Genomic DNA, 14,378 nt, shown 5'->3' with positions numbered 1-14,378 from the left:
ATTGCAGGAGCAAGATCATGAGTGAAGCGCTCGATCACAGCACAGTCGACCATGCTATGCAGCCGGATGACACGCCCGAGCTGCGCGAGCTATATCGCGGGTTCGAAAAGCAGAGCCTGTTACCCCTGTGGACCCAGCTTGGCGACCTCATGCCGGTTCATCCCAAGTCCAGAGCGGTGCCGCACGTCTGGAAATGGTCAAAACTGCTCCCACTGGCTGAACGTTCGGGCGAACTGGTACCCGTTGGGCGGGGAGGCGAACGCCGCGCGATCGGGCTGAGTAATCCGGGCCTTGCTCCCCATGCCTATATCAGCCCTACATTATGGGCAGCGATCCAGTATCTAGGCCCACGTGAAGTCGCACCTGAGCACCGTCACAGCCAGAACGCCTTCCGCTTCGTTGTCGAAGGAGAAGGGGTCTGGACCGTGGTCAATGGCGATCCAGTACGAATGAGCAGAGGCGACTTGCTGTTAACGCCCGGCGGCAACTTTCACGGCCACCAGAACGCCACCGATAAGTCTATGGCCTGGATCGATGGGCTCGACATCCCGTTCAGCCAGCAGATGGACGTTGGCTTTTTCGAATTTGGTTCAGACAAACTTACGCGCCTCGAAACACCAGAATTCAGCCGGGGCGAGCGTCTCTGGTGTCATCCTGGACTGCGCCCGCTTTCGCAGCTCAAGGACAGTGTCAGCTCGCCTATCGGTGCCTACCGGTGGGCGCATACCGACGCAGCCTTGACGCAGCAACTCGCGCTCGAGGCGGAGGGGTATGCGGCCACGGTTGCCCCAGGCCATGCCGCAATTCGTTACATCAATCCAACTACGGGCGGAGACGTTATGCCCACAATCCGCCTTGAATTTCACCGTTTGCTCGAGGGCACCGAGACAAAAATGAGACGTGACGTCGGTTCGACCGTCTTCCAAGTCTTCGAAGGCAACGGCGCGGTTGTGATGGATGGCGAAACGCACAGTGTGGAAAAAGGGGACATGTTTGTCGTCCCGTCGTGGATCCCCTGGTCGTTGCAGGCCGAGACAGGCTTCGATCTGTTCCGCTTTTCGGATGCTCCCATCATGGAGAAGCTGGGCTTTATGCGAAGTTGGGTCGACGCGTGAGCTTGGCATTTTCGCTCGAGCAACGACACGGTATCGAACGGTTGCGCGTTTGATCCACAAGACCATAGATCCGACTTCTCACCCGAGCAGCTGTGCCGTTCTCGGGGCAAAGCGGGCAAGGCTCGATGTCGCCGGAACGTGAGCAGTATTGAGAGGCGGCAGCAATCCTCAAGCGGAATGTTTCGAGCATCATTGCCGTTCTTCAAAGTAGGTCTGAATGACCAGTCTGCGCCTGATCCTGATATGCCAAAGTGCAAGAAGGCATCCTGATCCTACTGGACTCTTTGTGCCATGGTGCTACCATACACCAGTGTTTGGAAAGGTTGGTTGGCGGAAAGGACGCGCTGTTGAGGTGGCGACCCAAACCAGCGCTTCGGTGATCGACAGCAGCGTGGTCATAGTCGGCCTTTTCACAATGTTGTTCCATTCCATGGATTCGCAGTCGAGGACGGTTTTCGTTGTCCCTGCAAGTCCTCCCAACTTATTGGATTGGTGATTTAATATGGCTGAGAAAATCACAGATTTCGACAGCATTGCTGCGGATATCTTTTTGCAAAAGCGGGCTGGAAAACTCAGCCATTTCGCCGAGATGATCTGGAACTTCCACCGGGACCGGATCGATGCCACGTTCGAGGGTGGTTGGGACAATGCCGCATTTCCGTGGGACCGCAACATGCATGGGTGGTGGAAATACCCGCTGGCATTCGCGACATACTCGATCCCCTCGGTGATCATGGTTGAGGAAGCCCGGTACGCGGAAGCTTCAATCTGTCTGAGGAAATCAATACTACTGTTCAAAGATACGCCGATCTGGGACGAATGGGTCAAGTACGGCCATGGGCCAGATCCGATATGCTGCCGGAATATCATGTACAAGGCGCATCTGCACGTCATGTACGGCTTGTATCAGCTCATTACCGGATCGCAGGAGTTTGAGAGGGAGTACATTCAGCTAACAGATATAATGAAAAAGGAGTTGAATGAAAATAGCGAAAATGAGGGATTTGAAGGTATAGTTTGTGAAGATGATCAATATTTTCCTGTATGTAATTCCCAGATAGTCATCGGAATGTCGATACATGACTTAATTTTTGGAACGAATTACTACAATGAATATGGAAAAAGAGTTGCTGATTTCATTGCAGACAGGATCAGTGATCCAGTGACCAAGATGATACTGTACAAGTATCATCCCTCCCATGACCAGGCTGAAGCCTATCTGTCCGGCGCTTGCAACACCTGGGGACTGACCCAATTGCATTATACCAATCCGGCAGACATGCAGACCGGCTATGAGAACTTCAAGCGTCTGCTCGTTGCGCAGCAACCGGATGGCGCGCTCTACCTCAAGGAATGTGTCCATGCCTCCGATCCCGCCATGGGGCTGGAGGAGAGTTTCGGGCTTCTATATGCGCTCGGCTTGGCGAGGGAGTATCAGGACCCTGACCTTTGGGCTGGTTTTATGAAGTACCTGGGTAAGACGTCTGGTATTGCGTATGTCGACGGAAGGGTCCGCCTCGTCGAAGTGACAAATGGGGAAGAGCATCACGCCAACAGCTACATCCTATGGGGCGCCCTTCACGAATCCTGGAACGCGGTCTTTCAGCATGATTGGAGCGCGCTGAGGGCCCGGCATCGGGCGGTGTTGTCATGATCGGTGCAGAGGCTTCGCGCCAAGACATCTGGGCGATGGTTGAAGACGGGCGGTTCACAGATCAAGTTGAGGCGCATTACAGGACGCTTCTGTTCGACCTGGACCTGGCTTGCTACAATAATTGCCACGTCTGTCACGTTCCTGGTTCGGGGGTCGCTTTTTACAAGGCCATGGGCTTCATGGCCCTGACTTTGCCATCTGTAGCCTATATTGACCCGTTCAGAACCAGAGAGGTTGAGTATAATCTTAACCTGACCGCAAAAAATATCTGTAATCCAAATCTTTCCAACCCATTGAATATGTACGATTCTGAAAATGTCCGCGTCGTCCTGAGCGCCCTGTCGTATGAATTCTACCGATTGGTCAGCGGAAGGGGGCAATTCGATGAAAAATCTCGCGCATTCATCGAAGAAATAAAAGGAAAGATCATTAACAATTACCAATCTGCGCAAAATATTTTCGCGCTTGAAACTGTGACCGGTAGGTTCGAAATGTTTCCAAATCTACTGGCGATGCTTGCATTTGAAATTCATGATAAGATTCATGGGACAACTTATTCCGACGATAATGACAAAATTCTGGACGGTATAGGCGTTCTGTTACGCGATGATAAATCAGGACTGTTCTTCGAATCACTGCAAACTGGAAGTTTTGGTTTCGACAAGCAGGAAATGAATAGAGAGTCATTTTGGATCTCTAGAAATATTCGACCAAGATCCAATGCGTTGGCACTTAACCTGATGCATTATTTCAGGCCGCAGGAAGCTGAGGCGCTTTGGGAGCAGTTTAAGTTCGCATTTTCTGACGAATTGATGCGGATCGATTTAGGGGCGTTGAAAGGGAAGTCTGGACAGTCTTTCGTAACACCTCTTGGTTTTCAACTAGAGGATATTTTTTCAGCTCTTTGGTTGGCTAAAGAGATGCAAGATGTCAAATTTTTCAATTTACTGAACAATCGCATTTATGAAGTTTTAGAGCCGAAGCGTATAGAGGCTAAGATATTTTATGATCAGCTGGGGGAGGGTGGACCATTGGTTTCATACTTTAACCTTCTGGCCCAGTGCCATGTCGGCTGGAAGCAGCTTGTTGAAAAAGATTGGGCGCAGAGCTACCACAAAGACTATAATGTGGTCCGCTGATACCAGAATGCGATGAGCCTGACTCATCGCATTCTGCTTAAGCCCGTGCGGCGCTTGAGAATTTCCAGCGTGTGATGCGTCACCATCCCAGCGCGCTGGTATGAGACGATGCTTGATGTGAAGGCTTCGCAGCAGTTGGACACCCTGATTTACTGGTGGCGGTGAGGGTGTGAATGTGATTCCATCGTTTTGAGCGATGGAGGCGTATGTGTCTGTGCAGCGTGGCTTTTTCGATCTGGATGAGCGGTATGCGGCGCTGTCGGCGGCGGGCGATCCGCTGGAGAAACTCGTGGCGCTGATCGACTTTGAGATATTTCGCCCCGCGCTGGATGCGGCCCTGCAACGATCTGACGGCAGCAAGGGCGGGCGGCCGCCGCTGGACGCGGTGATGATGTTCAAGACGCTGATCCTGCAGACGCTCTACGGCCTGTCTGATGCGCAAGCCGAGTTCCAGATCCTCGACCGGCGCAGCTTCGGGCGCTTCCTCGGCCTCAACGATGGCGACAACACGCCCGACGAGACGACGATCTGGCGGTTCCGCGAGGGCTTGGTGCGCGCTAATGCCATCGACGCCTTGTTTGCCCGCTTCGACGCCCACCTCAGAGGTCTGGGCTATCTGGCCATGGGCGGGCAGATCGTCGATGCCAGCATCATCGCCGCTCCGCGTCAGCGCATGACCGACGAGGAGCGCGCCCTGGTCAAGGGCGGCGGCATTCCGGAAGACTGGGCCGCCAAGCCGGCAAAGCTCGCGCAGAAGGATCGCGACGCGCGCTGGACGCTCAAGCGCGGGCGCCGCAAGAAAGGCCCAGATGGCAAACTCATGGCCGAGATAGCCACGCCCATGTTCGGCTACAAATCCCACATCGGCATCGACCAGCGGCACGGCTTCATCCGCACGTGGGGCGCCAGTGATGCCGCCCGCTACGATGGCCGCGAACTGCCGAACCTGATCGATCCGGCCAACACCGGCAGCGCGATCTGGGCGGATACCGCCTATCGCAGCCAAAAGAACGAGCGGGCTATCCTGCGCGCGGGGCTGGTATCGAAAATCCACTTCCGCCGCGCACCAGGAAAGCCGCTTCCCACGCAGCGCCAACGCGCCAATGCCGCCCGATCCAAAGTGCGCTCTGCTGTCGAGCACGTCTTTGCCACACAGAAGCACCGCATGGGCCTGTTCATCCGCACGATCGGCATTGAGCGGGCCAAGGTGAAGATCGGCCTCGCCAACATCGCGTTCAACTTCAAACGCTTCCTCTACTGGGAAAACCGGGCGAGCACCGCATGATCACGCGGCCAAGGTCCCGAAACGGCCCGTAACGCCTACGCGGTGACCGGAAAATGCCCGGATATGGAAACCCGAAACGGTCGGCCTCGCACCTTCAGGTTATGCCCAGCACCGTGAGCGGGTAAATCAGGGTGTCCAGATGCAGACCAGACGCCAAATTCGTAGGTCCTGATCTGTAATTGCAGAGCTAGGCGGTGTTGATCCCCTGAGGGTTTCATGGATCTGTCCGCACTGGCCGGACCGGAGCCTGGTCGTGCTGTATCGGGTCTCACAGAGGCGAACGTTGCATTGACTCGAAGCGGGCTTTGCAGCCCATCTGACTACCTTCGCAGATCGTTCGTCCCTGCGTTCCCTCGCGGGACACCGCCCTCGGATCAGCTTCGACGCTTCACCGCTGGCAAACAGGTTCTACTCTACCTTACGCTTGGAACAAAGTGCCGTCGCGCAGCATGGCATGCATTATGACAGCGAGGCGGCGGGCAAGGGCAACGCGAGCCTTCTTTAGGCCGTGACGCTTGGCGATCTTCATGGCCCATGACTTGAGCGCGAAGGTTTCCCGGCTTCGGGTGAGGATCGAGTTGGCAGCTTCGTACAGCAGCTTGCGCACGGTCCCATCTCCCTGTTTGGTGATCCTGCCTGTCCGATCTAGCTCGCCCGACTGATGACGTCGGGGCACAAGGCCGAAGTAGGCGCCGGCATTGCGCGATTGTCGGAAACGCCCCGCTTCATCCACTGCAGCGGCGAAGGCAGCAGATGTCTGCACGCCCACGCCCGGTATGGTCATCAGGATTTCGCAAGCCTGTGACTGGCTGGCGATGATACGCAGGCGGCGGTCCATTTCCTTGATTTGCCCGACCAGTTCTGCGCGCACAGACAGCAAGGATGCGATGGCGTCGCCAAGGCCCGGGATGTGGGCGGCCTGCATGATCCGTTCGAGGAAGGCCTTCCCTTGACCTGCGCCGGGCCGATAGCCGAACGTCGCGCAGAGACCACGGATCGTGTTGTCGAGCCGGACACGCGCTTCAACCAGATGGCTGCGTGCGGTGATGACGCTGCGAACGCCATGCGCTGCCGGAGATTTGACATGCACCTCCTTGTAGAAGCCGGTGCGTGCCAACTGTGCGAGGCCGGCGGCATCGTGAGGGTCGGTCTTGTTCGCCTTCATTGCCTTGAGGCTCTGGTGGGCCTGGCGGGCATCAATGCACACTACCGGGACACCCAGTTCACGCAGGCCAAGGCAGATCGCCGGCGACATGCGGCCCGTTTCGATCACCGCCCGCTCGATTGGACCGTATCGCTCCAGCATCATGGCGATCGCCTCCGGAGAGCTTTCCACTTTCTCCGACACGACCTTCCGACCATTGTCATCAACGATGCAGACCTGCGTGGATTCCATCGACAAGTCCAATCCGGCATAGTGCTTCATGGCTGCTTCCTTCCTTCAGGATTCGACAACCAGAAGTGTGCGCCCCAACCGAGCTCCGAGGGAAGCAGCCGCAATTACACGATGACTCCAGCATCCTAAGATCGGACAATGCAGGGATTGAGTATCGGACGCCTTGCCGCGTTCTGCCAATCCCTTCGAAGGCGATCACCTGGTGCATTGCACAAGGGGTTGAAAAGTTGCGCTACGATTCCAGCGCTTCGAGGCTTACCGTGAATTCCAGACCAGAATTTCTGGCACGCAGGCGCTGATTGCGGCCAGGTAGCGGTAATTCCAGGCCGTCGCCTACGAGGCGGCATTCGGTAATCGTACGCAACTGGTCAATGCGGGCATGAAGCGTGGGACCTGCATCGAAGATGTCGACATAGCCGTCGTAAACAAATCCTTCGGCTTCAAGCATTGCCTTGGCCGGAACTGCGTCTACGTGGGGGCGCCCGATCGCAGACTGCGCATCGAGTGGCAAGAGCGCAGTATATATGGGAAATTTAGGCATGAGATCGGCAATGAACTGATTGCCTTGGGTCGCATTGTATAGGTCGGCAGCATGAAATTCGCTGTCAAAGAATTTTCGGCCAACGGCCTCCCAGAATGGTGAGATGGCGCCATCTAGCCAGCCGCGCATTTCAGCAACTATAGTGCTTCCAAACCTCTCCCTGTGTTGAGAAATAAAGAGGTAGCGGCTGCGCGAGAGAAGTTGTCCCAGCCCCGCGGATCGGGCTTGTGGCGCCAAAAAGAGCCCGCCCACTTCCGAAGCGCCATCGAAATCATTGACCAGTGTTAGAATATGAGTCGAGAAATGTCGGCCAGTGCCATTGGAAACATGGGATATTCGGCTCAGCTTGTAGCTGTAGAATGGCCATCGGACCCCGATCTTCGAGTAAATGCTCGAGGTTCCAACAATTCGGCCCGTCTCAGTGTCTTCAAGGACGAACAGATAGAATTCATCCTGCGGTGAATCGATAATGACGCCGCAGGATTGCTCGCTCCACGCTACTCGTTCCGCCAGTACACCCCGGTCATGAGGAAAGTTGGTGAGGCCGCCCGCGGTCAATGCCGCCAGTTCCAGCAATGCATCCACGTCATTCTTGCATGCCATGCGCACTTGGTGCGTCATATCAGAGTTCCCCAATTCCAAAGCCGAGCATTTTCATCAGTGCTCCGCGTGCAGCACGGCATTCTGCCCAGAGTTCGGCGTCCGCCAGGTCGGACTCGGCAATTCTCTCCGGCCAATGTTCTTCTATGGTTCTCTCGAGCCTGTCACAGATCCTTTCGTCAACGAGGAACCTCTTGTCGACGGCTGCCAGCGCGCCCTCGCTCATGGCAACCCGTAGGCGCAAACAAGCAGGGCCTCCTCCATTACGCATGGATTCGCGAACCTCGACGATTTCCAATCGTGTGATGACGCCTTGGCCCACCACGCTATCGTTCAACCATTTCCACACAGCAGAGTTCTCTCGGCATTCGCCCGGTACGACCAGGGCCATTCCGCCGCAAGGCAGTGTGACCAGTTGCGAGTTGAACAGATAGGAACCCACCGCATCTGCAAGTGATACTCGATCCGAAGGCGCCTCGATAATCTGGACCGAAGGTACTCGCATGCGGATGGTTTCGAGGACTTGGTCGCGATCCTCGAAGGCCTGTTGGTGTGTCAACAAGACATTCTCGTTCGCGACCGCCACCACGTCATTGTGGAAGGCACCGGCTTCTATCGCCGCAGCACTTTGTTGGACGTGGAGTTGCCCCTCGGCGCTCAGGCCATGGCGCCGAGCCACGGCTTCCCCCGCGATCCGATTCTGCCGGGCGGGGTACCTGCCGCTTGAAACACCGTAAACGAAGATCTCGAGGCCGTGTTCGCCATGACTGGCTGTTAGCCGCATTGCATTGGCGGCTCCTTCGTCTGTTAGTCTTGCGGGGAGCGGGTCATGCACGGCGAACAGACGCTTATCGGGAAATGCCAGCCGAAGTTGTCGCACAGTCTGTTGTGCCTCGATGCTGCGATGGAGCATCGACGAAAGGTTTGCGACTGTCAGGTGGCAACGCCCGTCGCGCGTGTCGGGGGCGGGCGAGACGGTCGCTGCATTAGCGGTCCACATCGGGGATGCGGAGAACACACTCGTCAGCAATGCCGGATCGCTTGCCCAGGCGGCGGAGTAGACGTCATCGTCGCTGCCTGCGAAACCAAGATCTCGTAGCCACGGAGCGAAAGGGCGGTCATGCGGCAGCAGCAGGCCTTGTGTTAGGCCAAGCCCGAGCATTCGCCGCATCTTGCCAATCCCCTGGATGGCCGCTTTTCGAGGGCTTGAGACCACGCCGGCATTCCGCGCAGAGGCGACATTTCCGAACGAGAGGCCCGCATAATTGTGGCTCGGGCCGACCAGACCGTCAAAATTGACTTCACGCACCATTGGAATGATCCCTTCGGGCTGATCGCAGGCCGCGAATGTCGCTGGTTTGGTCGATCACTGCTTCTGCTTCGAAGCTGGCGACCGGATAGGCGCAATAATCAGCCGCGTAAAAGGCGCTTGGCCGGTGATTGCCCGAGGCACCCAGCCCGCCGAACGGCATCGTCGCGGCGGCGCCGGTCGTGGGCCTGTTCCAGTTGCACACACCGACGCGTGCGCGAAGCGCATAGCAATCCCACAAGGATTGATCTGAAGAGATCAGCCCCCCCGCCAGTCCGAAGGCGGTATTGTTGGCGACGCGGATAGCGGTGTCGAAGTCAGGCACTCGCATGACCTGGAGAAGTGGGCCGAAGATTTCCCGGTCAGGGACTTCCATGTCCGTTACGTCGACGATTGCGGGAGTCAGAAATGCACCCGAACGATCCGGCGGGGATAGCAAGGGCAAAACCACGCGCGCCCCGGATGCCACCAGCGCATCATAGGCGGCGCGCACGCGATCGGCAGCGTGAGCGGATACCAGCGGTCCCATTGCTGGCTCCGGAGCTTCGTCCCAGCTGCCGATCGACAAACGCTGCGCGTAGTCGACGACAGCTGCAAGCGTTGCGTCACCGACGCTACCCTTCGGGATAATGAGGCGACGCGCACACGAGCAGCGTTGCCCGGCCGAGATGAAAGCGGAGCTCACGACGATTGAGGCTGCCGCGTCCGGCATCCCGTCCCAAGCGATCAGGGGATTGTTGCCGCCGAGCTCGAGCGCAAGAATGACTTCTGGACGATCAACGAACTGGCGCCGAAGGTGTGCGCCGGTAGCGGCCGAACCAGTAAAGAGTAGGCCATCGATCCGGGATTCGGCGAGGGCGATGCCGGTGTCGCGCCCGCCCTGCACAATGTTGAAAACACCATCCGGCAGGCCAGCCTCTTGCAACAGACCATCAATGATTTCGCCAACGAGGGGCGCTTCCTCCGACGGCTTGAAGACGATTGTGTTTCCCGCAAGGAGCGCCGGAACGAAGTGCCCGTTGGGAAGATGGCCAGGAAAGTTGTATGGGCCGTAGACGGCCATTACACCATACGGCCTGTGGCGCAGCACCGACCGGCCGAATGCGGCCTCCCGCTCGGACTCGCCAGCGCGCTCGCTTTGGGACTGGATCGAAATCGCGACCTTGTTGGCCATGGATGCGACTTCTTGGCGGCCTTCCCACAAAGGCTTTCCGGTCTCACGGCCGATTGCCGCAGCGAGCCGTTCTGCGTGATCCGATATCATCTGCCGGTATCGCTCGACGAGCCGAATTCGCTCGAAAAGTGGCGTAGCGGACCAGCCATCGAAGGATCGCCTCGCACGTTCGACGGCCAGAGCGACTTCCTTCGGGCCCGCCGACCTTCCTTCCCAAACTGTTTCTCCCGTCGCCGGGCACACTGATCGGAAATTAGTCATACTGCGACCTGCAATGCGTCAACAGCAAGTAGTTCGCTTGCCTTCTCACAGGTCTGCTCGAACCGAATGAGGACCTCGCGCACTTCCTGTGCTGAAATGGTGAGAGCCGGCAAGAGGCGCACGACATTGTCTCCGCCACCCGTGATCAAGAGTCTCTGTTGGCGCGCAAGATTGATGAACTCCCGATTGACGACTGCTAGCTGCACACCAATCAGGAGGCCGAGCCCACGGATCTCGCGCACTATGTGCGGATAGCGAGCGGTTATGGATTCAAGGCCGGCACGGAATTCTTTAGCGCGCTGGTTCACGGTATCGAGAGTTTCTGCGTTGCTTATCTCATCGAAGGCCGCGATCGCGACGGCCATCGCAAGCGGATTACCGCCAAATGTCGAACCATGTGATCCAATAGTCATACCGATCGCGGCCTGCGCAGTTGCGAGGCAGGCAGAGACTGGAAAGCCTGCGCCAAGGGCCTTGGCAATAGCCATGATGTCTGGCTCGCAGTCCTTGATCCACTGATGAGCAAAAAGACGACCGGTGCGCCCCATTCCACACTGCACTTCGTCAAAGATAAGCAGTACGCCATTGCGCGAGCAGACTCGGCGAAGGTGTCGCAACTTCTTGGGATCGAGCGCTCGCGCGCCTCCTTCGCCCTGCACGGGTTCGACGATCACGGCCGCTGTGCTGGGCGATGCTACCAGTTTCTCCCAGGCAGCGACTTCGTCGAAGGCGGCATGACAAAAGCCCTGCATTGGCGGGCCGAAGCCGTCGAGATAGGCCGCATTGCCGGCAGCGTTCAACGCGGCGAAAGTGCGGCCGTGAAACGAACCTTGGAAGCCGACGATGTCGACGCGTTCATGATTGCCCTTGACCGAAAAATGGCGGCGCGCAGTCTTGATCGCGCATTCGATCGCCTCGGTACCAGTGTTGGCGAAAAAGGCCGTATCTGCAAATGTGGCGGCGATCAGGCGCTCTGCCAGCTGGGATTGTCCGGGAATTTGCAAGCCGTTGCCAACATGCCAAAGGCGTTCCGACTGGCGTTGCAATGCATCCACAAGTGCAGGATGGCAATGACCCAAGGCGTTGACGGCGACCCCCCCGATGCAGTCGAGCCATTCTAAACCATTCTCATCGAACAACCAGCTTCCGAAACCCCTTACGGGTGCAATAGGCGCGGGTGCATAGACCGGCATCACCGAAGAGATCATATTCGCAGCCCCTTACCGAGTTGAGGTAATGAGAATATGCCAACATTCGCCGGATAATAGCGAAAAAGAGGCTAGCATTAATTACCAGAAGGAATGTTTGGGCCGTCTTTCGGAGCTGGTACACCTGCTGACGTTGTGATACTGCCGCGGCTCGGTGAGCAAGCAGGTCATCAGCGGCATTATCCTGCCTTGGCGCACGACGAGAAGGTGCAGTCCTTCAGTCAGTCGGCTGACAATCTGTCATTTTCCTGCTCGGCGATCAGTTGCGCCCGCAATGCGAGCGCATCGATCTCGGCGCTTGCGAGCTTGCAGAGTATCAGGGCTGAAAGCCGGGCCTGCTCTGCGAAACTTTCAGGCCAGGCGAACTCCTGTTCACTATGAATGTCGCCACCCCGAACGCCTAGTGTGTCGATTCCCGGGAGCCCCTGCGCAAGCAGATTGTTGCCTTCGCAGACGCCACCGGATGGCTTCCAGCCGATTGACAGGTCAAGTAGTGCGCCCAACTCGCGAACCTGGCCAAACAGGACCTGTTGGGCGTTGAAGAATGGCTTCGCCGGACGATGTACCCCGCCATGGACCTGGACGGATATGCCGCCTCCTTCCATTGTGGCGGTCGCAATGCGCACCTGCTCGTCGATCCAGATCGCACCCGCTTGGTCAGGGACTCGCACGTCGAGTCGCAGCACGGCACGGTCAGGAACCGAATTCAGCGCACCACCCCCATCGATGCGACCTACATTGATGGTGACGCCGTCCCGGACTCCGTTGAGATCTGCGAGCTTCGTAGCGATACGCGCAGCTGCGACCAGCGCGTTTCGACCGCTGGCGAAATCACGACCGGCGTGCGCGGCCCGCCCAAAAATTGCGATGTGGTAATTCCCCGACCCCTTTCGTGCTGATACGAGCGAACCATCGACAAGTGTAGGCTCGTAGGTAAGCCCTATGTGGCAGTTCCGACCAAGTTCGGCTAGCAAGGCGGCTGAGCCCATCGAGCCCGTCTCTTCGTCAGGGGACAGAAGCACCTGGAAGCCCAGCTGCGAAGCTAGCGGGTGGCGCTCGAATGCGGCGAGCGCACCCAGCATGACACTGATGCCGCCTTTCATGTCGGCGATTCCGGGGCCGTTGATGCTGCCATCGGCAAGCGGTCGAACTGCCTGAAACGGACTGTCAGCGGGAAAGACCGTGTCGTAATGTCCGGTCAACGCGACCTGAACGGGTGCTTCGGGGCGCAATCGGAGTAGGAGGGATTGCCCTGCCGGTGTAGCGCAAGCCTCGCCTCGCGTGTTTATCTGCAGTGCTTCGTCAAGCGAAATGGCTTCAAGATCACCATCAAAGGCACTTAGGACTTCGAATAGGCAATCAGCCATTGTGGCCAGCCCCAGCAGGTTGGAACTCCCGCTGTTTATCTCCGACCACTCGATCGCACGAGCAACCAAGTTCGGCCCTGTCTTCGCGACGGCATCCAGGACTGCTTGATCGGCATCGCTGATCTGGAACCGTCGAGTGCAGGATGGCCATTGCTCCACAATCAATCTCCAACTTGCCTTTGCCTTTATGGGGCGGCTTTGTTGCAACATGGCGCCCGCAATGCTTTTCCTCCCTTATGCGGCCCCCACATGATTAGTCAGGTAACGCCGCTCAGTGAGTCGCACTTCAGGCCCAAGCATGGATGTCAAATCAAGGGCTATGGATCCGCGATTGAACCTTTGATTGAGATCGGCAATCAGGAGCCAGAACACAAGCGACTTCGTTTCGCTGATATATGAGGTTTGTGAATGGAATCGACTCGCAAGCATCTTCCACCTCTATCCATGCTACTGGGGTTCGTTGTTGCCGCGAGGCACGGCACGATTTCTCAAGCGGCAAGGGAAACTGGCCTCACACAGGGCGCGGTAAGCCGGCAGATTGCCTCGCTCGAGGGCTGGGTCGGTTGTGAGTTGTTCGACAGGGTTGGACGCAATGTTGTGCTGAATGCTGCGGGAACGACCTATCTGGGCGAAATCGAACCTGCCCTCCGGCGTATCGCACGGGCAACGGGCAAGTTGATGAGCACGCCTGGGGGGCGGATCGTCGAAATTGCAACCTTGCCCAGTTTTGGCATGCGTTGGCTCGCGCCGCGCTGGAGCCGGCTATCTGCTCTCCACCCTGACCTCACGGTAAACATCTCCGCGCGATCTGAAGAATTCGACTTTGCTGTCGAGCCTTTCGATCTGGCTGTCCATGTCGGGCAAGCAGACTGGCCGAATGCCCAACATGACCTCCTTTTCAGCGAACGTGTCGTACCTGTGGTGGCTCCAGCGCTCGTCCGTGATCGCGCAATCCGCTCGCCGAGTGACCTCCGAAACATCCCTCTGCTCGTCCAGTCGCGACGTAAGGATGCTTGGAAGCGCTGGTTCGAAATTGTTTCCGTCCCTTACGAGGAGCCTCCCAGCACCACCAGTGTGGCCCACTTTTTGATGTTAGCCCAGGCTGTTGCTGCGGGAGCCGGCGCGGCCTTGTTGCCAACTTTCTTGATCGAGGCCGAGCTTCAATCTGGCAGTCTGGTTGTTCCTTTCGACGTCCCGTTGGGCGAGGACCGCAGCTACTACTTGGTCTACCCCAAGGAAAATCTGGAGAAGCAGGCCGTCAGACAGGTCCGGGATTTCATTTGCGGAGAGGCCAGCGGTCATCAGGCCTAGTGTCGGTCCGCCGCTCCT

General features: G+C 57.4%; 11 protein-coding genes. 5 read left to right on the top strand and 6 right to left on the bottom strand.

The features are described from left to right. Positions 1–17: 17 nt before the first annotated feature. The 4 genes from HGI46_RS18455 (at position 18) to HGI46_RS18440 (ending at position 5,193) form a co-directional block, all read left to right on the top strand. Positions 18–1,115 carry a cupin domain-containing protein gene (locus tag HGI46_RS18455; protein WP_118074830.1) on the top strand — a complete coding sequence of 366 codons (1,098 nt, stop codon included), beginning with the start codon at positions 18–20 and terminating at the stop codon, positions 1,113–1,115. Positions 1,116–1,617: 502 nt separating this feature from the next. Continuing rightward, the gene (locus tag HGI46_RS18450) at positions 1,618–2,769 is read left to right on the top strand and encodes a hypothetical protein (RefSeq protein ID WP_118074341.1); all 1,152 of its coding nucleotides are present in this window, start codon (positions 1,618–1,620) and stop codon (positions 2,767–2,769) included. Further along, on the top strand, positions 2,766–3,908 hold the full coding sequence (locus HGI46_RS18445) for a hypothetical protein (protein WP_168905365.1): 1,143 nt from the start codon (positions 2,766–2,768) through the stop codon (positions 3,906–3,908). The genes HGI46_RS18450 and HGI46_RS18445 overlap by 4 nt, the downstream gene beginning before the upstream one ends. A gap of 208 nt (positions 3,909–4,116) precedes the next feature. After that, positions 4,117–5,193, top strand: a complete 1,077-nt coding sequence (locus HGI46_RS18440; RefSeq protein WP_118074829.1) for an IS5 family transposase — start codon at positions 4,117–4,119, stop codon at positions 5,191–5,193. A 418-nt stretch (positions 5,194–5,611) separates the two neighbouring features. Here the strand turns inward: HGI46_RS18440 and HGI46_RS18435 are convergent, their stop codons facing one another. The 6 genes from HGI46_RS18435 to HGI46_RS18410 all read right to left on the bottom strand — a co-directional run bounded on the left by HGI46_RS18435 (position 5,612) and on the right by HGI46_RS18410 (position 13,259). Beyond that, entirely contained in the window at positions 5,612–6,619 is a 1,008-nt protein-coding gene (locus HGI46_RS18435) for an IS110 family transposase (RefSeq protein WP_118074339.1), read from the bottom strand. A 202-nt stretch (positions 6,620–6,821) separates the two neighbouring features. Further along, positions 6,822–7,751 carry an arginine N-succinyltransferase gene (locus HGI46_RS18430; protein WP_118074338.1) on the bottom strand — a complete coding sequence of 310 codons (930 nt, stop codon included), beginning with the start codon at positions 7,749–7,751 and terminating at the stop codon, positions 6,822–6,824. A 1-nt stretch (position 7,752) separates the two neighbouring features. Then, complete coding sequence (locus HGI46_RS18425) at positions 7,753–9,042, bottom strand: N-succinylarginine dihydrolase (RefSeq protein ID WP_125955317.1); 1,290 nt, start codon at positions 9,040–9,042, stop codon at positions 7,753–7,755. After that, on the bottom strand, positions 9,032–10,474 hold the full coding sequence (gene astD, locus HGI46_RS18420) for a succinylglutamate-semialdehyde dehydrogenase (protein ID WP_168852291.1): 1,443 nt from the start codon (positions 10,472–10,474) through the stop codon (positions 9,032–9,034). The genes HGI46_RS18425 and astD overlap by 11 nt, the downstream gene beginning before the upstream one ends. Beyond that, positions 10,471–11,682: an aspartate aminotransferase family protein gene (locus tag HGI46_RS18415; RefSeq protein WP_206065821.1), complete on the bottom strand. Its 1,212-nt coding sequence runs from the start codon at positions 11,680–11,682 to the stop codon at positions 10,471–10,473. Before HGI46_RS18415 ends, astD begins: the two co-directional genes overlap by 4 nt. 221 nt (positions 11,683–11,903) lie before the next feature. Continuing rightward, complete coding sequence (locus tag HGI46_RS18410) at positions 11,904–13,259, bottom strand: hydrolase (protein ID WP_118074337.1); 1,356 nt, start codon at positions 13,257–13,259, stop codon at positions 11,904–11,906. Positions 13,260–13,457: 198 nt separating this feature from the next. Here HGI46_RS18410 and HGI46_RS18405 point away from each other — a divergent pair, with 198 nt between their 5' ends. After that, positions 13,458–14,360, top strand: coding sequence for a LysR substrate-binding domain-containing protein (locus tag HGI46_RS18405; protein ID WP_118074336.1), 903 nt, complete (start codon positions 13,458–13,460; stop codon positions 14,358–14,360). Positions 14,361–14,378: the final 18 nt, after the last annotated feature.

Origin of the sequence: Novosphingobium sp. ERW19, from assembly GCF_012641315.1 — a bacterium.
In the GTDB taxonomy this organism is placed as follows: Bacteria; Pseudomonadota; Alphaproteobacteria; order Sphingomonadales; family Sphingomonadaceae; genus Novosphingobium.
The sequence above is the reverse complement of the archived record's forward strand: the minus strand, read 5'-3'. Positions and strand labels throughout refer to the sequence as shown.

Bases quoted from the DNA above. Each gene is read 5' to 3' on its own strand.
- HGI46_RS18430 (WP_118074338.1), bottom strand. From the start codon at position 7,751: ATGACGCACCAAGTGCGCATGGCATGCAAGAATGACGTGGATGCATTG.
- HGI46_RS18425 (WP_125955317.1), bottom strand. From the start codon at position 9,042: ATGGTGCGTGAAGTCAATTTTGACGGTCTGGTCGGCCCGAGCCACAAT.
- HGI46_RS18455 (WP_118074830.1), top strand. From the start codon at position 18: ATGAGTGAAGCGCTCGATCACAGCACAGTCGACCATGCTATGCAGCCG.
- HGI46_RS18445 (WP_168905365.1), top strand. From the start codon at position 2,766: ATGATCGGTGCAGAGGCTTCGCGCCAAGACATCTGGGCGATGGTTGAA.
- HGI46_RS18410 (WP_118074337.1), bottom strand. From the start codon at position 13,259: ATGTTGCAACAAAGCCGCCCCATAAAGGCAAAGGCAAGTTGGAGATTG.
- HGI46_RS18415 (WP_206065821.1), bottom strand. From the start codon at position 11,682: ATGATCTCTTCGGTGATGCCGGTCTATGCACCCGCGCCTATTGCACCC.
- HGI46_RS18450 (WP_118074341.1), top strand. From the start codon at position 1,618: ATGGCTGAGAAAATCACAGATTTCGACAGCATTGCTGCGGATATCTTT.
- HGI46_RS18405 (WP_118074336.1), top strand. From the start codon at position 13,458: ATGGAATCGACTCGCAAGCATCTTCCACCTCTATCCATGCTACTGGGG.
- astD (WP_168852291.1), bottom strand. From the start codon at position 10,474: ATGACTAATTTCCGATCAGTGTGCCCGGCGACGGGAGAAACAGTTTGG.
- HGI46_RS18435 (WP_118074339.1), bottom strand. From the start codon at position 6,619: ATGAAGCACTATGCCGGATTGGACTTGTCGATGGAATCCACGCAGGTC.